Genomic DNA, 23,128 nt, shown 5'->3' with positions numbered 1-23,128 from the left:
AAATTTCAACCACGGAACACGTCATTATGAGCAAAATGCGCCTTGTCACCTGGAATGTAAATTCCGTCAGAGCCCGCCTCTCCCATGTTGAAAACTTTGTTGCAGAAAATAATCCCGATATCCTGTGCCTTCAGGAAACCAAGGTCACCGACAACGAATTTCCATTGAAAGCTTTCACGAAAATGGGATTTGAACATCATGTTATTGCGGGTCAGAAAAGTTATAATGGCGTGGCTATTTTCTCGAAACGACCCTTTTCCGTCTGTGATGGGCCCTTATGGTGCGGCAAAGACGACAAGCGGCATCTGGCAATAGAACTGGAAAATGGCATTGAAGTGAACAATTTCTATGTGCCCGCCGGCGGTGATGTTCCCGATGTCGACGAGAATGACAAATTCGCCCATAAACTGGATTTCATGACAGAAATGACCGATTGGTTCACCAAGCGACAGTCCAAAAACAACAAGCTGGTCCTCGTCGGTGATTTGAATGTGGCTCCCTATGAAAGCGACGTGTGGAGCCACAAGCAGCTATTGAAGGTGGTCAGCCATACCCCCATCGAAGTCGAGCATATGGATCGCATCATGAATTCCCATGACTGGATTGATGTCATGCGTCATTTTGTGCCGGAACCAGAGCCACTTTATTCCTGGTGGAGCTATCGCGCCCGGGACTGGAAAGCCGCAAACAAGGGCCGCCGGCTCGATCATGTCTGGGTGACGCCGGCTCTCAAGCCGCATTTGAAAGCCATGGACGTCCTGCTTGAACCCCGCGGTTGGGAAAAGCCTTCGGACCATGCGCCGGTAGTCGTCGATTTCGACTTGAAGGGTCTGAAATAGATTGTATCGCCAGCAGGGGGCACCATTAAGGTGGCGTTCCCTGTACGAAAGAGGGCAGCTAGGGCGACAAATCGGATTTCTTTCAAGGCGCAGAAGGACATATTCACGGCATCACACCCGCCGAAAAATTGAAACAGGTCGCTTGAATTCCATGGGCACGCGCCCTCTTTTACGGACTCTCAGCTTAGGAAAGAGCGAGCCAAGTCATCGCTCTTTCCCGTTAAACTCTGTCCTATAAGCCGGTATGACCAGATGGCCTGTTGCTATCGACTTTGTTTTTTTCTGTATCTTTTTTTATCCGGTCTGGTAACTCGATTGCCTTTTTCACTTTTGCCATATCAAATCCCTCTTTCAGACGCACGTCCATCTCCATCATGTCAAGGAAGAGCTGTGGATTCAAAAAATAGTCATAGTGACTGAGGGAGGTGTCGGGCGGGAGATTATAGTTTCGCCCAGAGCCTGAAAAATACGGATCAGAGACATCTAGAATCGTGACTTTTTTCCATTTAGACAAGTCGTAGATTTTGTTTGATTTGGCAACTTCCGAAACAGGACCAGAGACGAGGTCTTTGTTCCATAAATCACATACCCAACCTGTGAGGTACTTTTCCGGGATCGGTTTGGTTGTATTTATGTCAACCATAGCCTCTCCTACCGGAAGATCACCGCCAACGACAAAAAAACTATGATCATTAATTCGGCTTTTGCTTTTGCGAAAGGCTTTCACATCCGGTGCTGTGTCACCGACAACCTTTACAATCTGCAATTTGGGAACTTTTCGTGTCGATTTATAAAGCTCGGCCACATAATTGAAAAAAACCTTTGAGGTTAATTGGCCGCATCTACCGTAATCTGTCATCTGCGCATATACATAGTTGATAAAATAGATATTCCGATTGGCTATTTTGGTCGCCAGATTTTCCCCAATAATCTTCGATAAAGCACCAGACGAATACCCAATTTGCTTTTGCATATTGCTCGTTGCGACTGTGAAAGCTCTTTCGAGGCCTGCTAGAAGATTTTCGTACTTTTCCCTGTGCCCGCGTACTACCTCGATATCCTCCATGCATTGATCGCTTATTGCCTCCTCGTCGAAGGGAATACAGCTGGCGGGTCCAATAAAACCAAGATTTTCAATTAACGCGAGATCCATGTTTTTAGGGCGATTGATTGTTACAAATTTTTCCATCTTAACATCACGGCAAATTTTCTCATAAATAGCGACGAGTCCAATAAATTTATGAGTATTTTCTTTATTTTTATGTGAATAAACAGATGATCTTATAATAGTAAATATTGCACATAAAGATATTAATACGCCTAATATTTTAATAATATTTCCTTTATATTAAAAATATACATATAATATTTGATTTTTATTTACATCTATGAGTAATGGATTTTAGATATATTTTATAGTAAAAATAGTATTCTTACCTTTAGTGAAATTGAAATGCTGTTTCTATCTTATCCTGAAAGCAAACCATGGCTTATGGTGCGACGCGGTCGAAAACCTTACGCCAGGTAAGTTGAAGAGGCGGTAGGTAGAAAAAGAAAAATAATTAGATTTTCTAGCTCGAAAAACCCTGTAAACTGACACCTACCAGCTGAAAGTCGATAGCTGGACCCTAGGGCTTGGGTAATTAATTGCCAAAAAGGGGCGTCTGTTTCCAATGTTTGCACAATCGCCCCTCATAAAGCCGGACGATGAAGAAATGGGATTGCAGCGCCGTCTGCTTATTCTATCCACCCTGATGATGACCGGTGCGGCTGTTTTCTGGTCCGCTTTATACGGATATTTCGGTGAAATCGGGGCCGCCGCGATCCCCGGCACTTATGTTATTCTATCTCTCGCCTCTCTTTTAACCCTGAAGCTTCGACACGGATTTACTTTGCTCAGGAGCAGCCAGCTTGCCTGTTCATTGCTCCTGCCGTTTTTCCTGATGTGGGAATTGGGCGGTTTTGTCAATTCATCGGCTGTGGTCGTCTGGTCGTTCACCAGCCCCATCGGCGCCCTGATGTTTGCCGGACGCCGGCAAGCGGCTTTGTGGTTTATCGGCTTTATTCTGCTTGTCTCAATCGGAAGTACCATAGAGTATCCGGCCGTCACCATTGATAACCTGTTACCCGCCGGTGTTGTTGTCGTGCTGTTTGTGATGAACTTGAGCGGCGTGTCCATCGTTGCCTTTGTCATGATGAGCTATTTCGTCAAACAAAAAAATACAGCCCTTGATCTTCTCTCTCTCGAACGGCGAAGATCCGAACAACTGATTGAAAACATGCTGCCGGCTTCTATCAGCGAGAGGTTGAAGAACGAACAGCGGCCCATAGCCGATCAACTGGACAATGTCACAATTATATTCGCCGATATTGTCGGTTTCACCGGATACGCCATGGACCATGATCCCGATGAAATCGTGCTGCTGCTTGATCGGATATTTTCTGATTTCGATAGACTATCGGCCGAACAGGGTTTGGAGAAAATCAAAACCATCGGCGACGCCTATATGGTCTGCAGCGGGTTGCAGGGAACGGCCGAAACCAATGCCCGAGGTGCCGCCCATTTTGCCCTTGCCGCCATGGCTGACTTGACGAAAATTGTTAAGGAAGAGCGTTTGGATCTCAATCTTCGTATCGGCATTCATACCGGCACGGTTGTCGCCGGTGTCATTGGCGAGCAAAAATATTCCTATGATATCTGGGGGGATGCCGTAAATATTGCCGCCCGTCTCCAGCAGACTGCCTTGCCGGGAAAAATCCTGATATCCAGAGACACCGTCGATTTGATTTCAGACCATTTTGAAACCGTACCACAAGGAACAACCACCTTAAAGGGCCATACTCCGGTTGATACTTTTGTCCTGGCTGGATCGAAGGCTTAAGCACCGGGAAATAGAATTGTTGCGCTGGCCGTTTGCATCCGGCACACTCACCGCATAACAAAAATAAGAAGGAGACCCAAACATGAGCACACAAGTTTCCCCCAGTGGATCAGGACGTGTTGAAGGCAAAATTGCCCTGATATCCGGCGGCGCCTCAGGCATCGGGCTGGCAACAGCCGAGCGGCTGGCCCGTGAAGGTGCCAAAGTCGCCATCACCGATGTCGATGTTGCCAAAGGCGAGGCGCTGGCTGATCGACTGAAATCAGAAGGCCATGATGTGATATTCAGGGAACTTAATGTGGTTGATCCGGCATCCTGGGCAGCAGTGGTCGAAGCGGTAGTTGATCGCTGGGGGTCTCTCGATATTCTGCTCAATTCAGCCGGAATCGGCCGGGCGCATCCGCTGATGGACATGACCTTGGAAGAGTGGCAGCAAACTATCTCGATCAATCTCGATGGCACTTTTTTGGGAACCCAGGCTGCCATGCGGGCGATGGCCGCCTCGGATGGCGGCTCGATTATCAATATTTCCTCCGTCGCTGGCCTCGTTGGCTTGCCGATGGCTTCCGCTTATTCCGCCAGTAAAGGCGGTGTCAAGCTGTTCACCAAGGCGGCTGCGCTGGAATGTGCCGAACTGAAACTGAACATTCGGATAAATTCCGTCCATCCGGGATATATTGAAACCCCCATGGTCATGCGCCGGTTCAAGGATCTGGAAGCGGAAGCCGATGATATCCAGAAGCTGAAAGAACAGCATCCACTGGGTCGATTGGGGCAGCGCGAAGAGGTCGCCAGCATGATCCTGTATCTGGCATCGGACGAATCCGCGTTCGTTACCGGTGCGGAATTTGTCATTGATGGAGGATATTCGGCAAAATGAGCCGGGTGAAAAAAGGCCGGCTCCCTTTATGCTATTTCTGCCGGTAAATGTGATACCGACCGGCGGCCACGCCGTCGGGCAGCGGCAATTGTTCCCAGCTCGCCACCTCAAACGGCTGGTCACTGACGATAATCGCGTTGGCGGCAAGCAATCGGGGCAAACTGGCCCCCAGCGTTTGCGCCAAGGCAACGCTCAACGCCTTGTCGCCGGAGCCGATATCACAATGGGCCATCACCGCTGGTGCTGACAGGCGGGTCATCGCGGTGGGAACAGTGTCGCGGAAATCGCCAATGATCATATGCGCCTCATCGGGAATACAGTCCGGGTGGGCTTTCACATGGCGGTCAAATACATAAATATCGCGATCCGGCAAACTTGCACGCAGATGATCAAACGTCCGACCATTGCCCAATCCCAGCTCCAGAATACTGCCCGGACGTCCGGTTATCTGCGCCATGGCGTCATTTAGGCAATCGCGCTGTGCGCTCACCCGGCGGATAAAACTGTCCAGTCTGCTCATTTTATTCTCTTTCGTTACTATCCCATTCAGCAAGAACATCCGCATCGCTTTCCTGCGGACTAAATCTTTGTTTTTCAAGCCCGAATTGTTCGGTTGACGTGAGGTGGGACAACGCCCAGATGGCGGCTACTCGGATTATTGGAGACGGATCCTCCAGCAACTCTGTCACCGGACCCAAATGCACAGGGTCTCCGCTATTCCCGATGGCAATCAACACATTCCGGATAAACCGGTTGCGCCCCAGCCGCTTGACCGGAGATCTGGAAAACAGAGCCCGAAAGGCCGCATCGTCAAGGGAGACCAGGTCCTGGAGCCGTGGCGCCACCAACTCAGCACGCGGGCGCAATACCATTTCTGCCGCCTGCGCCGCATATTTGTTCCACGGACACACTGCCAGGCAGTCGTCGCAGCCGTAAATCCGATTGCCGATCAGCGCTCGCATCTCTCGCGGTATATGACTGCGGGTTTCGATGGTCAGGTAGGAAATACAGCGCGTTGCATCCAGCTGATAGGGGGCTGGAAAGGCGTTGGTCGGGCAGCTATCAAGGCAGGCGGTACAGGAGCCGCAGGTTCCCTGTTGTGCAACATCCGGCGGTACCGTCACTGTCATGAAGATACTGCCCAGAAATAGCCAGGATCCAAATTCCCGGCTCAGCAGGTTGGTGTGTTTTCCCTGCCATCCGACACCCGCTGCTTCGGCCAGTGGTTTTTCCATAACCGGCGCCGTATCCACAAATACTTTCACATCACCGCCATAGGTCCCGACGATCCAGCGGGCAATCCGTTTCAGCTTTTTCTTGACCACATCATGATAGTCCTTGCCTTGGGCATAGACAGAGATCAGACCGCGGTCCGACTGTCCGGAAAAAGCCAGTGGATCCGCGTCCGGGCCATAATTCAGACCGAGCATCAGCACTGTCTGCACCTCAGGCCAAAGGGCCTGCGGATGACGTCGGCGATCCGCCTTCTCGACAATCCAATCCATGTCACCATGACGGTTTTGATCAATGAATTCAGCCAGATGCTGGCCGGGCAGGTCACCGAAATCGGCTTCCGTAAAACCCGCAACCTCAAAGCCCTGGGTCAGCGCATATTCCCGAATACACTGTTTATCGGTTGCGGTGAGGGTTGGGTCAGAAATCGAGGTCGGCATAATGTTTAGGCGCTGGCATGCCCGGAAGGTTATCGCCCAGTATCCCGCGGAAGCTCGGACGGGATTTCGCCCTTGAATACCAGACTTTTGCTGCCGGATGCTGGTCCCATGGCACATCGCCGAGATAGTCAACGGACGACAACTGTGCGGCGGCGGCAATATCCGCCAGCCCATATTCCTCACCGGCCAACCAGGACCGACGCTCCACCAGATAGGTGATATATTCCAGATGATAATGGATATTATGATGTCCGGCGCGAATGGCCGCTGTATTTGGCATTCCGGATTTCGTCAGCCGTTTCATGATCTTTTCATCGACGAGATTATCGGTTACCTCGCGATAGAATTTATGATCAAACCACGCAATCAGCCGCCGTGTTTCGGCCCGCTCAATTGGATCTTTCGCCATCAGCGGTACATCTTCGTAGGTTTCTTCCAGATACTCGCAAATGGCCTGACTATCGGCAAGGACGGCGCCATTTTCATCCACAAGAATAGGCACCTCACCGGCCGGATTTCGAGCCAGAAGGTTGGGACGTCGTTCCCATGGCTTTTCGATTTGAAGTCCAAATTTAAGCCCTTTTTCATCAAGGGCCAATCGAACTTTACGGCAAGCGGGGGAGATCCAGAAATGATACAGTGTTCGCATGGGGCAGAACATACCTCATGCAAATGAAATGGAGAATAGGCTGTTTAGAATAATCTACAAAAAATAGCATTTTTTTCGAAAACTAGTTGATAGTGAATTGTCGAAATTTTTCGCTTTTCTTTAAAAGACGGGAACATTCTCTTTCGACACGGGCAAACATTTCAGCTGTTCGCAATTTTCCGCGAGCATCAAGTCGGTTGACATGCTCCAACGCTTTTATCGGGGCGTCATCACCATATAACAGGATAAACCGCCTTGCCGCCCATTTTACGCCTTCGGCACTGATAATCGGATCGGCATAAGTTGAGGTCTCGAAAGTCGGTTCGGTGATTAGGTGATCCGATATATTTTGCATTTTCCATCGTCCTGCTGGCTATATTGTTTAACCCACTGCCGTTGCAGGGGTATACAGGACTAAATGCAAGCTTCAGGCCAAACTCGAATACCGACAAAACCGCTTAAAACTGCCCTTTTAAAGAAAAGGCCGGGGTCCAAGCCAGGAAATATTGCCCGACAAGGCAGGTTTTTCCCATGGATCATTTACAGACAATCCACGGGAAAGCCGGATCAGGCTCTAGGCTGTTTCGAGTTCCAAATCATCACTCAGCGGGTACGCCAGTTTGTTCAGCATTTCCTTGGGACATACCTGGTAGAATTTTCCAAGTTCCCAATCCCAATCCGCGACAAGCGACTGCGCCAGAGGTGAATGGGTTTCCGCTGCATGTTGTGCAACCATATCCTTCAATATGCCAGCCCAATGCTTGGATGTGACCCGTTGATAAATGACACTTTCGTCGTTGATACTGGTTGGCAGAGTGTCTTCGGTATCATAAATAAAGGCCATCCCACCGGTCATTCCGGCACCAAAGTTATCGCCTACGGGGCCCAAAACCGTGATCATGCCCCCGGTCATATATTCACACCCGTTGGTACCACAGCCTTCAACCACTGAAATCGCCCCGGAATTCCGCACAGCAAACCGTTCCCCGGCTTGTCCCGCGGCAAACAGGTAACCCGATGTTGCCCCATATAAAACGGTGTTGCCGATGATCGTGTTATCATTCCATTTCAACGGGCTAGAGGTCAAAGGCCGAACGATGATCGAACCCCCGGACAATCCTTTTCCACAATAGTCATTGGCATCACCCAAAACTTCAAGCCGCAAGCCCTGAACCGCAAAAGCGCCCAGAGACTGGCCGGCAGACCCGCGAAGACGCACGGTAATATGTCCGGATTCCAAGCCTGTCATGCCAAATTGGCGAACTATTCTGGAGGAGAGTTTGGTTCCAATCGCCCGGTGTGTATTACGAATGCTATAAGCCAGCTGCTTTTTTTCGCCGCCTTTGGTAAACACACTGGCCGCATCCATGATCATTTGTGCATCCAGAGTTTCGGGTACAGGAACCGGCCCGTCATTGATACAGTAGCGCGGATTATCGCCGGAATCTGCCTCAACCAGAAGCGGGTTAAGATCAAGGTCATCCAGATGGGCTGAACCGCGGCTTACCTGAGAGAGCAAGCTGCTGCGTCCGACGATTTCCTGCAAGGACCGATAGCCAAGCTCCGCCAGGATTTCGCGTACTTCTTCTGCGAGGAAGCTGAACAGATTGACGACTTTGTCAGCATTCCCTTCATATTTCTTGCGAAGATCCTCATCCTGCGTACAAATCCCGACGGGACAGGTATTGGAGTGACATTGGCGAACCAGTATGCAGCCAAGAGCAACCAGCGCACCGGTGCCAAGCCCAAACTCTTCGCCGCCCATCAAGGCGCTCATGACAATATCGCGGCCGGTTTTCATCCCGCCATCCACCCGCAAGAGAATGCCGGGGCGCAATTTGTTGAGCGTCAGCACCTGGTTTACTTCCGGCAGGCCCATTTCCCACGGCACGCCGGCATATTTCACCGACGTTTGAGGGCTGGCACCGGTCCCTCCGGAGTTCCCGGAAATCATGATGACATCGGCTTTGGCTTTGGCAACACCCGCCGCGACCGTTCCGATCCCAGCTTCAGCAACCAGTTTAACGCATACCCGGGCTTCAGGGTTAATCTGCTTCAAATCATAAATCAGCTGCGCCAGATCCTCGATGGAATAGATATCATGATGTGGCGGCGGCGAAATCAAGGTCACGCCCGGTGTTGAATTGCGCAGTTTCGCAATCATTTCCGAGACCTTAAAGCCCGGAAGCTGGCCCCCTTCTCCGGGTTTTGCCCCTTGCGCGATTTTAATCTCAATTTCTTCGCAATTATTCAGATATTCCGCCGTGACGCCAAAGCGCCCCGAGGCAATTTGCTTAATCGCTGAATTGGCATTGTCGCCGTTGGCCTGTGGCTTATACCGGCTAACATCCTCACCGCCCTCGCCACTGTCGGATTTTCCGCCAATACGGTTCATGGCAATGGCCAATGTTTCATGGGCTTCTTTGCTCAGCGCACCAAGGCTCATGGCACCGGTGACAAAGCGCTTGCGAATTTCCGTAATGCTTTCCACTTCATCAATGGAAATCGGTTCGCGGTCAGATTTAAAATCCATCAAGTCGCGTAAATTGACCGGTGCCATCTGCCGCATGCCATCACTATATTTCTTGTATAGTGAGTAACTGTCTTTATCGACGGCAGTTTGCAACATATGCACCAATTCACCATCAAAGGAATGTACCTCGCCAGAGGCGCGGAAGCGGTACAGGCCGCCCACAGGCAGGCTGATGATATCTTCCTTGAAGGCCTTTTCATGTTGCGCCAGTATCTTGTGCTGGATACCCGGCAATCCGATGCCGGAAATTCTCGACGGCATACCCGGGAAAAACTCGGCAACCAGCGCCCGCGACAAGCCGACAGCTTCAAAATTATAACCACCCCGATACGAGCTGATGACGGAAATACCCATTTTCGACATGACTTTGAGCAACCCCTGATTAACAGCATCTTTCGCCCGCATCAGGCAGCTCTGTAAATCCAGCCCTGTAAACAATCCGCGATCAAAACGATCCAGGATGGTTTCCTGCAGCAAATAGGCGTTGACGGTCGTAGCCCCGACACCAATGAGGACAGCAAAATACTGCACGTCCAGACATTCACCACTGCGCACATTGATGGAGGTAAATGTCCGCAGTCCTTCATTGACCAAATGCGTATGAACGCCGGCCGCCGCCAGTATGGACGGTATTGGCGCCAATGTGCTGGAGGTCCCCATATCGCTCAGGATCAAATGGGCACAACCACCACGCACCGCATTTTCCGCCTCTTTACGGATTTTCTGTAAAGCCTTGGTCAACGCATCCGGGCCTTCAGAAGGGTCGAACGTGCAATCGATGACCTCTGCGCTGTTTCCCATATATGCCTGCATGGCATCAAACTCGCCATTGGTCAAAATGGGGGATTCCAGAGACAGAATTTCCGCCTGACTTTTATCCTCATCCAGAATATTGTTGAGGTTACCAAGCCGGGTTTTCAAGGTCATGACCCGGCGTTCGCGCAAGCTGTCGATAGGCGGATTGGTAACCTGACTGAAGCGTTGCCGGAAATAGTGATGCAAGCCCCGATAATGCTTGGAGAGCACCGCAAGCGGGGTATCGTCCCCCATGGACCCGACGGCTTCCTTGCCCTCCTCAACCATGGGCTGCAGCAGGAGTTCAAGATCTTCCATACTCCAGCCGGAACAGAGCTGTCGCTGACGCAGCTCCTTGCGCTCGAAATGCCGGGGTTCTTCAGCACCGCTCAAGGTGTCCCCGAGATTAACGATATTTTCGATCCATTTATCAAAGGGCTTCGCCGAAGCCATCTTGTCCTTCAGCTCGCCATCGAAGTAAAAGGTGCCCTTTTTCAAATCGACACCAATCATCTGACCGGGGCCAACACGTCCTTTACGGACAATCTTGGATTCATTGACCGGCACCATGCCTGTCTCCGATCCAACCACCAGCATTCCATCACCTGTTATAGTGTAGCGCAGCGGCCGCAAACCGTTTCTGTCCATACCGGCGATGACCCACCGGCCGTCGGTGGCACAAATCGCCGCCGGGCCGTCCCAGGGTTCCATCACAGAATTACAATAGGCATAGAGCGCCTTGTGTTTAGGAGGCATTGACTCGCGATTGGCCCAGCTTTCCGGAATAAGCAACGTCTTGGACATGGGCGCGCTTCGGCCCGCCCGGACAAGCACTTCAAACACCGCATCCAGCGCCGCGCTGTCCGAGCTGCCAGCCTGGATAATCGGTTTCACATCGTCTGACTTTTCGCCAAATGCCGAGGAAACCATTCGAATTTCATGGCTTTTCATCCAGTTGACGTTGCCGCGGATTGTATTGATTTCACCATTATGGGCAAGAACCCGGAAAGGCTGCGCCAGATTCCAGGTCGGGAACGTATTGGTCGAATAGCGCTGATGATAGATGGCAAAATTGGAGACAAACCGCTCATCCAGCAAATCAGGATAGAAACTTGATAACTGCTCCGCCAGAAACATCCCCTTATAAATGATGGACCGACAAGACAATGTGCAAATGTAAAACTCGTTGATATGCGCCTCAAGGACCTTTTTCTCGATCCGACGGCGGATAATATACAAGTCGCGCTCAAACTCGTTATCATCAACACCGCGCGTATTGGCGATCATGATCTGTTCAATTTCGGGCCGGGTGGCGTTGGCTTTTTCGCCAATAATGCTGGCATTCACCGGGACTTGCCGCCAGCCATAAATATAGTAGCCGAACGCCAGAATTTCGGTTTCGACAATTGTCCGGCAGGTTTCCTGGCCTTCGAAATCGGTTCTCGGCAAAAACACCATGCCAACGGCGAGCTTGCCCTCGATCGGCTCATGCCCTGTACGCGTGATATGCTCCTTAAAGAAATCCTGCGGGATCTGCACGTGAATGCCGCAGCCGTCGCCGGTTTTGCCATCCGCATCCACAGCTCCGCGATGCCAAACCGCCTTCAGCGCATCGATACCCGCCGCAACAACGGCTCTGGAAGGCTTTCCGTCAATGGCCGCAACCAGACCGACACCGCAATTATCTTTTTCTTCTGCTGGGTCATACAAACCATTTTCCTGCAGGAACGTCGCGTTTTCGGTCCAGGATTTGACGAATTCCTCGCCAGCCGTATTTTCCGCTGCCATTTTTTTTATGTCTTTTTTCATCTCATTTTTCCCAGCACATCAAGAAGCAATGGCGACGGATTCTGTCGCGCTTTGGCTCTTCAAATATTTATCAATTGCAAGTGACGTATCGCGGCCATCGCGAATGGCCCAGACAACCAGGGAGGCGCCGCGGACAATATCCCCGATCGCATAAACACCTTCCAGATTGGTCAGGCCCGTACCAAATTCAGCAACGATTGTTCCCCAACGCGAAACTTCAAGGCCGGGCTCATCAAACAAAGTTGGAATATCTTCCGCGTCAAATCCCAGTGCCTTGATGGCGAGGTCACAGGGGATGTCATGCTCGGAACCTGAAATCTCCACCGGAACCTGGCGGCCGGTTGAATCAGCGATACCCAGATGCATTTCAATCGCCTTGACGCCGCGCACTTTCTCATCCCCTAGAAACGCCTTCGGAGCCGACAGCCAAACGAATTCCACGCCTTCCTCTTCAGCATTAACAACCTCGCGCAAGGAACCGGGCATGTTCTTGCGGTCCCGGCGATACAGGCACTTCACCGACTTCGCGCCCTGACGAACTGCTGTCCGTACGCAATCCATGGCCGTATCCCCGCCGCCGATGACCACCACATCCTTGCCTTGTGCATCAAAGGTGCCATCCTCGAATTCCGGCACATCATCGCCGAGACCCTTGCGATTGGAGGCGGTCAAGTAATCCAGAGCCGGGACGATACCACCTACACCACTCCCGGGCAGGGATATATCCCGGGCCTTATAAACACCTGTCGCGATAATGATTGAGTCATGTTTTTCACGGAGCTCACCAAGGCCGGCATCACGCCCGATTTCAAAATTCATATGAAATGTCACACCGCTGTCCCGAAGGAGCTGCGCTCTCTTTTCGACAATGTCTTTTTCGAGCTTGAAACCAGGAATACCATACACAAGCAATCCGCCGATACGGTCATACCGATCATAGACATGAACCTGATAGCCTTTTTTCCTGAGCTCATCTGCCGCAGCCAATCCACCCGGCCCCGCACCAATGATGCCCACGGATTGCGTCAACTCAGTGACCGGGACCGTCGGTTTAACCCAACCCTTTTCCCAGGCCGTATCGGTAATATATTTTTCTACGGCGCCGATCGTAACTGATTCAAATCCTTTTTCAATGACGCAAGAGCCTTCGCAAAGTCGGTCTTGCGGGCAGATACGGCCACAAATTTCCGGAAAATTGTTAGTCGATTGACTCATTTCATAAGCTTCTTGCAACCGATCATTGGCCGTCATGTTCAGCCAATCAGGTATGTTATTCTGTACGGGACAATGCACCTGGCAATAGGGAATGCCGCATTGCGAGCAGCGGCTTGCCTGTTCTGTTGCTTTATCTTCTGAATATTCATCATAGATTTCAGAAAAATCTTCACGCCGGTTTTCAGCCGCGCGTTTCGCCGGCATTTTTTTATCCAATGATACAAATTTCAGCATATTTTTAGACATCAGGCGTTCCCAATCCAGACCCGCAAGACGCAGGTTCACTTCTTTTTTAATCTTTTTACATAATCCTGCACCGAAGGCCCAGACAGGCCAGAACTGGTTAAAATCCCAGTATTCCCGGTCTTTGCCAGCATCTATTCAAAGTCATTAAGAGACAAAGGGAGCCAATCAATAGCCTAAAAGATCAAAAAATACCAGAAAAAAGCGCTAGTTAGGTCAGTATTATTGACTTATAATCATAAATCATTCGCGGCAGCGACCAAATATATGCCGATTTCGCCAAAAAGAGAGGAAAATTTAGTACAATATCGGACCTAATAAATTGGATTGATTCCCTGCCGCCTCAACTGCCTCCGAAACATGCTGCTAGGCGAAATCGTCAGCTTTCGTACCACCGCCTTTTTTGTAACGGCGTAAATACACCGGGACAACGGAATCAACAGAGGCAGCCTCTATTCCAAGGTCTTGTAAATTAGGGAAATCACCGGACGCAATATTGTCAACTTTCAACAGCTTGACCTGATCTGGCGTCAGCTGCGGACGCCCTGGCGCCAATTTCATGAAAACCGCCATGAAAGACATTACAAACGCCGGCACCGGCAGCAGCAAGCAATTCCTGTCTGTATAGCTTAAAACCTTTTTCATAAGATCATGAAAACTCACAGCATCAGGTCCGGTCAATTCCCAAATCTTACCCTGTTCGGAAGGCGTTTCCAGTATCCTGACTATGGCCTCCACCAGGTCTTCTATCCAAATAGGCTGCATTTTGGCCTGGCCGCCATCGGATAAGGGAAAAACCGGCGCCAGGGAGAGCAATTGAGCAAAGCGATTGAAAAAATCGTCATCCGTGCCGAACACGACGGAAGGTCGCAAGATGGTCGCACCGGGAAACTCTGCCGCCGCCACCTCTTCACCAACCGCTTTACTGCGCGCATATCCAGCCTCATGTTCCTTATCCGCACCGAGAGCGGACATATGAATGAGCTGCTTCGCGCCGGCCAGCTTTGCAGCCTTCGCAACTCGCTCTGCACCATCCACATGTACGGCCCCAAAGGACTGAGCGCCTGCTTCATATAACAAACCGACCAGATTAATGACGATATCAGCACCTGCGACCGCACGGTCGACCGACATTTGGTTTCGGATATTCGTCTGCATACCGACGATCTGCCCAACATTGCCTTGTGTCATCAACTGGACAGCACTTTCCGGATCCCGCACAGCCAACCGGATCTGGTATCCCTTTGCGGCAAGTCGCCCGACCAAATGACGTCCGATAAACCCTGAGCCTCCGAAAATGGTTATCAATCGATCCGACATTCTTTCGTCCTTTGTTCGCAAACTATGGAGTATATCACAACGCACCGCGCCATTCCTGAGGCAATTTCTACCCGGATATAACCCGAAGGCCAAGCCCAAACAGAAAAATACTTGGATTCTTTTGTCGAAGTTTGTTGACAACGAAGACCTTGCTTTATATCAGAGGCATCATTGAATTGCCCAGGTGGCGGAATTGGTAGACGCGCTAGCTTCAGGTGCTAGTGGCCGTATGGTCGTGGAAGTTCGAGTCTTCTCCTGGGCACCACTCGATGGACAAATGTCAAGCGGTTATGCCAGCTTTCGATTTCGGCGTATTGGCCGTTTTATCGGAGGACTGAATGGCGATTTATTTACATCACAACGACCTTCCCAACGATGTTGACCTGGGCAATAGCATTGCAATTGACAGTGAAACAATGGGGCTGCTTCCCCATCGGGACCGCCTTTGTGTGGTTCAACTGTCGTCTGGTGACGGCGATGCCCATTTAGTGAAGTTTGATGGCAAGACCTACGATGCGCCTAACCTGGCGGCTCAGCTCAATGACCCAGATCGCCTCAAGCTTTTCCATTTTGGGCGTTTTGACATTGCTGTGCTAAAGAAATATCTCAATATTGATTGCGCGCCCGTTTATTGTACAAAAATCGCCTCTCGATTGGTCCGCACATATACGGACCGCCACGGATTGAAAAATCTTTGCCAGGAACTTCTTGGGATCGATATTTCAAAGCAACAACAAAGTTCAGATTGGGGCTCTGAGGAGTTATCGCAAGCGCAAATGGAATATGCAGCATCTGATGTGTTATACCTTCATCAGTTGAAGGAAAAACTCGATGTGATGCTCGTCCGGGAAGGCCGAAAAGTGCTGGCTGACGACTGTTTTTCCTTTTTACCTGTTCGCGCAGAGCTGGATCTTGCCGGATGGGATGAGACAGACATTTTCTCCCACTCTTAATCCTTTCAGTATCTGGTATCAAATTCTTTCAAGATGAATACGCTATTAACCTTGTTAATTTGGCGCAATTTTCTTATATATTTAATGTGTTTGAGTGTTTTTTGCTGGCTTGCTTCATCAAGGCTGGCGCCCCCAACGAATAAGGACCGACTAATTGACTGAAACCACGGATCAAGTGACAGTGGGTTTGACAAAGAGTAGCCGTGATCTTCAGAGTGCGCGTCATGTTCTGACGATCGAAGCGGACGCAATATCTCAATTACATCAGAGTCTTGACGGCAAATTTATTGAAGCCCTTGATCTTATCAGCAAATCCACAGGCCGTGTCATCGTTAGTGGAATGGGGAAAAACGGCCATATTGGAAATAAAATAGCGGCAACCCTCGCCTCTACCGGAACGCCGGCGCAATTTGTCCATCCCGGCGAAGCAAGTCACGGTGATTTAGGCATGATCACGAAAAATGACACCGTATTATGCTTGTCAAATTCAGGGAGTACAAAAGAACTCAGCGATATAATTGCCTATACAAGGCGGTTCGATATCCCGCTCATCGGCATCGTCGGTAAATTGGATAGTACCTTGGGCCGTCGCGCAGATGTTGCGCTTGTATTGCCAGCTGCCCCGGAAGCCTGTCCCATGGGTTTAGCCCCGACAACATCAACAACCATGACATTGGCGCTTGGTGACGCCCTTGCTGTCGCTTTACTTGAGCGGCAAGGATTTGATTCTTCACAGTTTCATGTATTTCACCCAGGCGGCAACCTGGGCAGTTCACTGATTAAGGTCAGCGACATTATGCATACGGGTGACGCAGTTCCACTTGTTGGAGGGGAAACCCTCATGAGTGATGCACTGATTGAAATCTCGACAAAGAGTTTTGGCTGCGTAGCGGTTACCGATGATGCGGGCACGTTAATTGGGGTTATCACTGATGGCGATTTACGGCGCCATATGGGACCCGAATTGTTGAATAAGAAAACCCGGGATGTGATGACGGAAAATCCGCAAACCATTTCCTCACGAGCCTTAGCCGGAGAGGCGTTGGCGCAAATGAACTCGACAGGTTTCAACGGGATTACCTGCCTTTTCGTAACCGAAGGAAAAGATATTCAAGGTATTGTTAGTGTTCACGACTGTTTACGTAGTGGAGTGATGTAAACAATGAAACCCGCGGACGCCTTTTCTGCAGATGAGAAAATCGACGATCAACCGGAGTCTGAAGCGCCCAAATTTGTCGCTTTGGATCTTCTGGATGGGGTAAAATTTAGCTCACGTTACAGCCATTTTGTCTCTATTATTAAGTTTATCCTTCTTGGGCTTGCTATTCTTCTTGTTGGCTTGGCATTTGTCTTGCCTAATCTTGAAAAAGAAGAAGGGTTTACACTGGATTATGCTGATTTGATATTGTCAGACGACAGCCTTACCATGAAAAATCCGCAATTTGTCGCCAGCGACCTCAGCAATCAGAATTATGTTGTGACCGCTGATACGGCCACCCAAAAGACGGCAACCAGCCCAGAAGTTACCTTGAAGAATCTGCAGGCTGATATCACGCTCAAATCGGGCGAATGGATTTCCCTGTCCGCCCCTGATGGCATTCTCAATCAAGATACAGGCTTGTTACAGCTTTTTGGCGATATCAATATTTTTTCTGATAGTGGTGACCAATTCACCATGAAGTCAGCGGAAGTGAATTTGAAGAAACGTACTATTGTCAGTCCAAATCCCGTCGTCGGTCATGGGCCGCTCGGTGCAATCGAAGCGGATAGGCTTGTGGCAGATCAGTTAACTGGTAAATTAAGGTTTGAAGGCAATGTACGGCTTAAAATATATCCCTAAGTCAGATAAGACAGATAGATCTGGAAACAATGGAATGAAAAAGATTACGGGAATATTTCTACTGGCCGGCGTCCTTTTGAGCGCCATAGGGAGCTCCCTTGTCTCCGCCCAATCAGCTTTGACTGGCGGGGCGTACGATACAAGCCAGCCCCTTGAAATAGCGGCCGACTCGCTGGAAGTTCAACAGGAAAATCAATTGGCGGTATTCGAAGGCAATGTCGATGTCAAACAAGGTGAAATACGCATGCGGGCCGACAAATTAATTGTCTATTACTCAGACAAAAGTACGGCAAGTGATGGCGGCCCGGCCAACATTAAGAAAATTGATGCCGTTGGAAATGTCTTTCTGTCCAGCCCGCGGGAAACAGCGGAGGGTGAAACAGGAACTTATGATGTGAAAAACAAACGGGTAGACCTTCGAGGAAATGTGGTATTAACGCAGGGAAAGAATGTCCTGCGAGGCGACAAGATGACCTTAAATATGGTGACAGGCAAAAGCCGTGTCGAAGGTGCGCCGGAGACAGACGGTGGCACAGGTCGCGTTAAAGGAATTTTCGTGCCGGAACAAAAGGCCGAGTAGTTGAGTAAAGGGGCTTTGAGGCGATGAGTATGGATGAAGTGGAACGCGTTCCCAGGTTGGTTGCCGAAAATTCGGGGCTCGTTGCGCAGAATATTGGCAAATCTTTTAAAAAGAGACCAATCCTTCGCGGTGTTGATATTGTCGTAAACCGCGGAGAAGCCGTTGGTTTACTGGGTCCGAATGGCGCAGGTAAAACGACCAGTTTTTATATTATTTCCGGCCTGTTAAGCCCCGATTATGGATCTATTATCCTAGATGGACGAGATGTCACAGACCTGCCAATGTATAGACGGGCTCGATTGGGTATAGGTTATCTACCGCAAGAAGCGTCAATTTTTAGGGGCCTGAACGTCGAACAGAATATTAGAGCTGTCCTTGAGCTTATCGAACCTGTTCGTGAGAAACGCGAAAATTTGCTCGAAGGGCTTCTTGCCGAATTTTCAATAACGCATTTAAGACGAACTCCGGCTGTGGCTTTGTCTGGCGGGGAACGTCGCCGCGTGGAGATTGCGCGCGCGCTCGCCGGAAAGCCAAATTACATTATGCTTGATGAACCACTTGCCGGTATTGATCCAATTGCAGTCGGTGATATTCGTGATTTGGTCTCTCACCTGAAAGACCGTGGCATTGGTGTATTAATCACCGAGCATAATGTTCGCGAAACTCTGGATATCATCGACCGAGCATACATTCTTAACGATGGACGTGTCATAAAGGAGGGCAGCCCGTCTGAAATCGTTTCGGATGAAGGTGTACGGCGCGTGTATTTAGGGGAACGCTTTAACCTATAGCGTTTGACGGTGGTCAGGAGTAAAGATGGCTTTAACGCCCAGATTGGATTTACGACAGAGTCAGCAGCTTGTTATGACGCCGCAATTGCAGCAGGCGATCAAACTGTTGCAATTGTCAAATCTGGACCTCGCCGCTTACGTCGAGCAAGAACTTGAGAAAAATCCTTTACTTGAACGCTCTGACGCTCTGGAAACGACAGAAACTGGTTCTGGCATCGAAGAGCAACCGGCATCAGCTTCTACCGAAAGTGATGATGCGCCACTAAAGGAGCTGTCAATTTCTAATGACGGTACCTCTTCGGACGATGGAAACAGTACACCTGATACAGATTACGATAACACATTTAATGATACGGCATCTGATATGCCGGCAGAGCAATCTTTCGCCAATGGTGCCGATACCGGATATCTGGGAGCCAATTCAGGCGGGAGCTCTAATTTCTCAAGCAACGATCTTAATCTCGAAAATACCTTGTCAGAAGACTTATCGCTTCAGGATCATTTGACCCAGCAGCTCAATCAACTGCCTCTGTCAAATTCGCAAAAGCTTATCGCCTCTTATTTGATCGATTTGATCAGTGATGCTGGGTATTTTACGGAAGAGATTGATGATGTTGCCGAAACATTGGGTTGCGAGCGCGATGCAATCGAAAATGTTTTGACGTCGCTTCGCGCCATGGAGCCGGTCGGTATCTTCGCAACAGATCTCGCCGACTGCCTCGCATTACAGCTCAAAGATCAAAACAGATTTGATCCGGCAATTGAAGCACTTCTGAACAATTTACACTTGTTGGCTGACGGAAACCTTAAGGAATTGCTCAATATCTGCGACGTCGATGAGGAAGACCTGGGAGATATGATATCAGAGATCAAGGCACTGGATCCGAAACCCGGGTTGCAATTTGACAGCGAAGTCGCACAAACGGTAATTCCGGACATTTTTGTTCGGCGGCGCCCGGATAGTAGCTGGCACATCGAACTAAACAGTGAAACCTTGCCGAAAGTTCTCGTCAATAACAGTTACTATTCTGTGCTCAATACAAAAACAAAGAAGAAAGAGGAAAAAGAATATCTGTCAGAGTGCTTGAGCACAGCAAACTGGTTGGTCAAATCTCTCGATCAACGGGCACAAACGATACTGAAGGTCGCAACGGCTTTAGTCGCGGAACAGGAAATGTTTTTTACCCAGGGCATCGAGTTTTTGCGTCCTCTCAACTTGAAAACAATTGCTGATAATATTTCCATGCATGAAAGTACAGTTAGCCGGGTCACGTCCAACAAGTACATCGCCTCGCAACGGGGCATTTTTGAACTTAAATATTTCTTTACGTCAGCAATCAATTCCACATCCGGCGGTGATTCACATTCTGCAGCTTCCGTTCGGCATAAATTGAAGCGACTTGTAGACGATGAAGCCCCAAATAAGATCCTTTCCGACGACAAAATCGTTGAATTGATGAAATTGGAAGGGATAGATATTGCACGGCGGACCGTTGCAAAGTATCGTGATGCGATGAAGATTCCCTCTTCCGTACAACGTCGAAGACTTAAGAAGCAGTTGATTGCTTCCTAGCCGGGGATACATGAAATGACGCCACCAAATCAGCGAGTTTTAATTTCTACAACCGCATATTGACAATGCGGTACGCAAAAACTATGGTCCCGCCCTCAAATTGATTTGGACGTTTATCCGGGGCGGATAATTGGTTCACTTCTAGAATTGGAATTACAGATGCACGTGATTGTAAAAGGTAAACAGATAGATGTTGGTGATGCACTTCGGGTGCATATTGAAGACGCCCTGATTGCCGGTGTCTCAAAATATTTTGACAACGCTATTGATGCCCAGGTGACCCTAAGCAAGAAAAATCACAACTTCCATACGGAATGCAGTGTTCATATTGGATCCGGTATTGACGTAACAGCGTCTGCGGATCACGTTGATGCCTACGGAAGCTTTGACACTGCTGCTGAGCGTATTGAGAAACAATTGCGTCGCTACAAACGCCGGCTGAAAAGCCATCATGGCAAAGAGCGATATCAGGCGAAGCAGTCTCTCGCTGCCCAATCCTATGTCCTGGCGCCGGAGCCGGAAGAAGCCGAAGCCGAGGTTGAGGCAAATGACGACTGGCAACCCATCATCATTGCGGAAAGCAGCGCAGATATCCCAAATTGTTCCGTAGGCGAGGCGGTTATGAGAATGGATTTGGCCAATCTTCCAGCCATGATGTTTCATAATTCGCAAACCAATGGTTTGAATGTTGTCTATCGCCGACAAGATGGAAATATCGGCTGGATTGATCCACGCGTCGAGTCGGCAAAAAAATCTGCCTAGCATACTGGCAAATTGAAACAGAACGACCATTTAATACAGGTATCATGGAACTTACTGACCTTATCAGCCCGGAAACCGTTTTCGCGGATTTAAAAGCGACGAGCAAAAAGCACGCTTTGCAGGAACTTGCTCGGCGGGCGGCAACCGTAACGAATTGTCCTGAGCGCGCCATTTTGGATGTTCTTCTGGAACGCGAGAGACTGGGAACAACCGGTATTGGCCGAGGTATTGCTATTCCTCATGGAAAGCTGGAGGGCATAGATCGCGTTTATGGGTTGTTTGCAAAACTCGATTCTGGCATTGATTTTGATTCAATGGATGACATGCCCGTTGATCTCATTTTCCTACTACTTGCGCCGGAATCTGCGGGTGCTGACCATCTGAAAGCTCTGGCCCGCGTATCGCGTACATTACGTGATACGGGCCGGTGCGAAAAATTACGGGGCAGTAATGATGCGGATGCACTGTTCGCTGTGTTAACAGACGAAAGTGCACAATCTGCGGCTTAAAAAAGGACCTGTGATGCTCTTTCTATGGCTCGCCAAATGACGTCAAGGTTCCGCAAGTTTTTCGCCCTCGTCACATGCCTTAACCTATTTGTCTTATCAGCCCGTGCGATGGCGAATGAGGTAGTTCTTGATTTACCGGTCGGCTGCCGTCTCGGTGAAAGCTGTTTTATCCAGCATTATCCTGATATGGACCCCAGCAAAAATGCGAAAGATCATACATGCGGTTATTTAACCTATGACGGTCACAAAGGCACGGATTTCCGACTTCGGACATTAGCGGATATGGAAGCGGGTGTGCCCGTTCTTGCGGCGGCGGACGGGGTCGTATCAAATCTACGAGACGGCGTTAAGGACCAATATTTTGAAGACTATCCAGCCGCTGTTCGACCGCGTATCAAAAACATAGGACTTGGCAATGCCGTGGTTTTGACCCATGACGATGGCTTGAAAACCATCTATGCTCATATGAAGAAAAACAGCATTGCAGTCACCAAATCGCAAAAAGTAAAACGTGGTGATATTATAGGGTATGTGGGTTTATCCGGTCTGACGGAATTTCCGCACCTGCATTTTCAAGTGATGTCGGGGAAGGCCGTCATTGACCCCTTTTCAGGTCCCCAGAAAACCACACCCTGTACACATACGGAAACTTCTCTATGGTCTGAGGCCGCTCGGCAAGAGCTGGAGTATCAAGCGACCGGATTTCTTGTGACCGGTTTTTCGGGGACCATACCGAAAGACCGACGGGCACTGGAAAGTGGAAATATGCAACAAAGACTGTTGCCGCCTAACAGTCCGACCCTTATCTTTTGGTCTCTATATTATGGTTCCCAAAAAGACGATGTCGTCACATTGACCATCGAAGGACCGGACAATCAATTGATAAAGGAATACAAACCCAAGCGGGTTTCTAAAAATCAGATATCGAAATATTTCTTTGTCGGGATTAAACAACCAAAATCTGGGTGGCAGAAAGGCGATTATCGTGGACAAATCACTATTGAGCGTTCATCCACGACGATTGTTGAAGAAGCAAAAATCACAGTCCGATAAATATCGTTAATTGACGAGAAAAGCCTCGAAATCATTTTGACGAGCGACGACCATTGCGATGTCAGCCGATGATTCATCACCCAGCTTTTCACCATTTGCCGCGAAAATACCGTAAGTGATTTCACCCTCATCCTCAACTTTTCGGATATACGCGATATCCATGGATCCCAACATCCCAAAGGCTGCAGAACTCATCTGTCGTAATGTGGTTTCCTGATACTGCATTTTA

At 49.5% G+C, this 23,128-nt stretch carries 21 protein-coding genes and 1 tRNA gene; 13 read left to right on the top strand and 9 right to left on the bottom strand.

The annotated features are described in order from the left end of the window. Window positions 1-26 precede the first annotated feature (26 nt). Window positions 27-839 (top strand): exodeoxyribonuclease III, encoded by an 813-nt coding sequence (gene xth, locus NBZ79_RS01015; protein ID WP_251934651.1) that lies wholly within the window; start codon window positions 27-29, stop codon window positions 837-839. 232 nt (window positions 840-1,071) lie between these two features. On the opposite strand, the gene NBZ79_RS01010 is transcribed toward xth, so the two are convergent. Then, window positions 1,072-2,028 (bottom strand): hypothetical protein, encoded by a 957-nt coding sequence (locus tag NBZ79_RS01010; RefSeq protein ID WP_251934650.1) that lies wholly within the window; start codon window positions 2,026-2,028, stop codon window positions 1,072-1,074. Window positions 2,029-2,512: 484 nt separating this feature from the next. On the opposite strand from NBZ79_RS01010, the gene NBZ79_RS01005 reads away from it, so the two are divergent. Both NBZ79_RS01005 and NBZ79_RS01000 read left to right on the top strand, forming a co-directional pair. Continuing rightward, window positions 2,513-3,721 carry an adenylate/guanylate cyclase domain-containing protein gene (locus NBZ79_RS01005; protein ID WP_251934649.1) on the top strand — a complete coding sequence of 403 codons (1,209 nt, stop codon included), beginning with the start codon at window positions 2,513-2,515 and terminating at the stop codon, window positions 3,719-3,721. An 82-nt stretch (window positions 3,722-3,803) separates the two neighbouring features. Next, window positions 3,804-4,601: an SDR family NAD(P)-dependent oxidoreductase gene (locus NBZ79_RS01000; RefSeq protein ID WP_251934648.1), complete on the top strand. Its 798-nt coding sequence runs from the start codon at window positions 3,804-3,806 to the stop codon at window positions 4,599-4,601. 31 nt (window positions 4,602-4,632) lie between these two features. Here the strand turns inward: NBZ79_RS01000 and NBZ79_RS00995 are convergent, their stop codons facing one another. The 7 genes from NBZ79_RS00995 to NBZ79_RS00965 form a co-directional block, all read right to left on the bottom strand. Beyond that, entirely contained in the window at window positions 4,633-5,121 is a 489-nt protein-coding gene (locus NBZ79_RS00995; RefSeq protein ID WP_251934647.1) for a class I SAM-dependent methyltransferase, read from the bottom strand. Between the two features lies 1 nt (window position 5,122). Next, window positions 5,123-6,274, bottom strand: coding sequence for a tRNA epoxyqueuosine(34) reductase QueG (gene queG, locus NBZ79_RS00990; RefSeq protein WP_251934646.1), 1,152 nt, complete (start codon window positions 6,272-6,274; stop codon window positions 5,123-5,125). Next, window positions 6,255-6,923, bottom strand: a complete 669-nt coding sequence (locus NBZ79_RS00985) for a glutathione S-transferase family protein (RefSeq protein ID WP_251934645.1) — start codon at window positions 6,921-6,923, stop codon at window positions 6,255-6,257. The genes queG and NBZ79_RS00985 overlap by 20 nt, the downstream gene beginning before the upstream one ends. 82 nt (window positions 6,924-7,005) lie before the next feature. Next, window positions 7,006-7,278: a hypothetical protein gene (locus NBZ79_RS00980; RefSeq protein WP_251934644.1), complete on the bottom strand. Its 273-nt coding sequence runs from the start codon at window positions 7,276-7,278 to the stop codon at window positions 7,006-7,008. Between the two features lie 219 nt (window positions 7,279-7,497). Further along, window positions 7,498-12,060: a glutamate synthase large subunit gene (gene gltB / locus NBZ79_RS00975; protein ID WP_251934642.1), complete on the bottom strand. Its 4,563-nt coding sequence runs from the start codon at window positions 12,058-12,060 to the stop codon at window positions 7,498-7,500. Between the two features lie 18 nt (window positions 12,061-12,078). Continuing rightward, on the bottom strand, window positions 12,079-13,521 hold the full coding sequence (locus tag NBZ79_RS00970; protein ID WP_251934640.1) for an NAD(P)-dependent oxidoreductase: 1,443 nt from the start codon (window positions 13,519-13,521) through the stop codon (window positions 12,079-12,081). Window positions 13,522-13,884: 363 nt separating this feature from the next. Continuing rightward, window positions 13,885-14,838 carry a complex I NDUFA9 subunit family protein gene (locus NBZ79_RS00965; RefSeq protein ID WP_251934638.1) on the bottom strand — a complete coding sequence of 318 codons (954 nt, stop codon included), beginning with the start codon at window positions 14,836-14,838 and terminating at the stop codon, window positions 13,885-13,887. Between the two features lie 178 nt (window positions 14,839-15,016). Between NBZ79_RS00965 and NBZ79_RS00960 the strand changes: the two genes are divergently transcribed. The 10 genes from NBZ79_RS00960 to NBZ79_RS00915 all read left to right on the top strand — a co-directional run bounded on the left by NBZ79_RS00960 (window position 15,017) and on the right by NBZ79_RS00915 (window position 22,899). Then, window positions 15,017-15,103 (top strand) — tRNA-Leu (locus NBZ79_RS00960). A 73-nt stretch (window positions 15,104-15,176) separates the two neighbouring features. Continuing rightward, a complete protein-coding gene (locus NBZ79_RS00955) occupies window positions 15,177-15,791 on the top strand; it encodes a ribonuclease D (RefSeq protein ID WP_251934636.1) in 615 nt (204 codons plus the stop codon). A gap of 154 nt (window positions 15,792-15,945) precedes the next feature. Then, on the top strand, window positions 15,946-16,950 hold the full coding sequence (locus NBZ79_RS00950; RefSeq protein WP_251934634.1) for a KpsF/GutQ family sugar-phosphate isomerase: 1,005 nt from the start codon (window positions 15,946-15,948) through the stop codon (window positions 16,948-16,950). A gap of 3 nt (window positions 16,951-16,953) precedes the next feature. After that, a complete protein-coding gene (lptC, locus tag NBZ79_RS00945; RefSeq protein ID WP_251934633.1) occupies window positions 16,954-17,631 on the top strand; it encodes an LPS export ABC transporter periplasmic protein LptC in 678 nt (225 codons plus the stop codon). A 34-nt stretch (window positions 17,632-17,665) separates the two neighbouring features. Next, window positions 17,666-18,211: a lipopolysaccharide transport periplasmic protein LptA gene (lptA, locus tag NBZ79_RS00940; RefSeq protein ID WP_251934631.1), complete on the top strand. Its 546-nt coding sequence runs from the start codon at window positions 17,666-17,668 to the stop codon at window positions 18,209-18,211. Window positions 18,212-18,240: 29 nt separating this feature from the next. After that, a complete protein-coding gene (gene lptB, locus NBZ79_RS00935) occupies window positions 18,241-19,002 on the top strand; it encodes an LPS export ABC transporter ATP-binding protein (protein WP_251934629.1) in 762 nt (253 codons plus the stop codon). A gap of 25 nt (window positions 19,003-19,027) precedes the next feature. Beyond that, window positions 19,028-20,575 (top strand): RNA polymerase factor sigma-54, encoded by a 1,548-nt coding sequence (rpoN, locus tag NBZ79_RS00930; RefSeq protein WP_251934627.1) that lies wholly within the window; start codon window positions 19,028-19,030, stop codon window positions 20,573-20,575. 159 nt (window positions 20,576-20,734) lie between these two features. Beyond that, window positions 20,735-21,337 (top strand): ribosome hibernation-promoting factor, HPF/YfiA family, encoded by a 603-nt coding sequence (gene hpf, locus NBZ79_RS00925; protein WP_251934626.1) that lies wholly within the window; start codon window positions 20,735-20,737, stop codon window positions 21,335-21,337. Between the two features lie 44 nt (window positions 21,338-21,381). Continuing rightward, complete coding sequence (ptsN, locus tag NBZ79_RS00920) at window positions 21,382-21,846, top strand: PTS IIA-like nitrogen regulatory protein PtsN (RefSeq protein WP_251934625.1); 465 nt, start codon at window positions 21,382-21,384, stop codon at window positions 21,844-21,846. A 36-nt stretch (window positions 21,847-21,882) separates the two neighbouring features. Continuing rightward, window positions 21,883-22,899, top strand: a complete 1,017-nt coding sequence (locus NBZ79_RS00915; RefSeq protein ID WP_251934624.1) for a M23 family metallopeptidase — start codon at window positions 21,883-21,885, stop codon at window positions 22,897-22,899. Between the two features lie 6 nt (window positions 22,900-22,905). Here the strand turns inward: NBZ79_RS00915 and NBZ79_RS00910 are convergent, their stop codons facing one another. Next, the gene (locus tag NBZ79_RS00910) at window positions 22,906-23,124 is read right to left on the bottom strand and encodes a DUF1150 domain-containing protein (protein ID WP_251934623.1); all 219 of its coding nucleotides are present in this window, start codon (window positions 23,122-23,124) and stop codon (window positions 22,906-22,908) included. Window positions 23,125-23,128: the final 4 nt, after the last annotated feature.

It is taken from the genome of Sneathiella marina (assembly GCF_023746535.1).
Taxonomy (GTDB): domain Bacteria; phylum Pseudomonadota; class Alphaproteobacteria; order Sneathiellales; family Sneathiellaceae; genus Sneathiella; species Sneathiella marina.
Note: the sequence above shows the minus strand (reverse complement) of the source record. Positions and strands in the feature narration are given on the sequence as shown.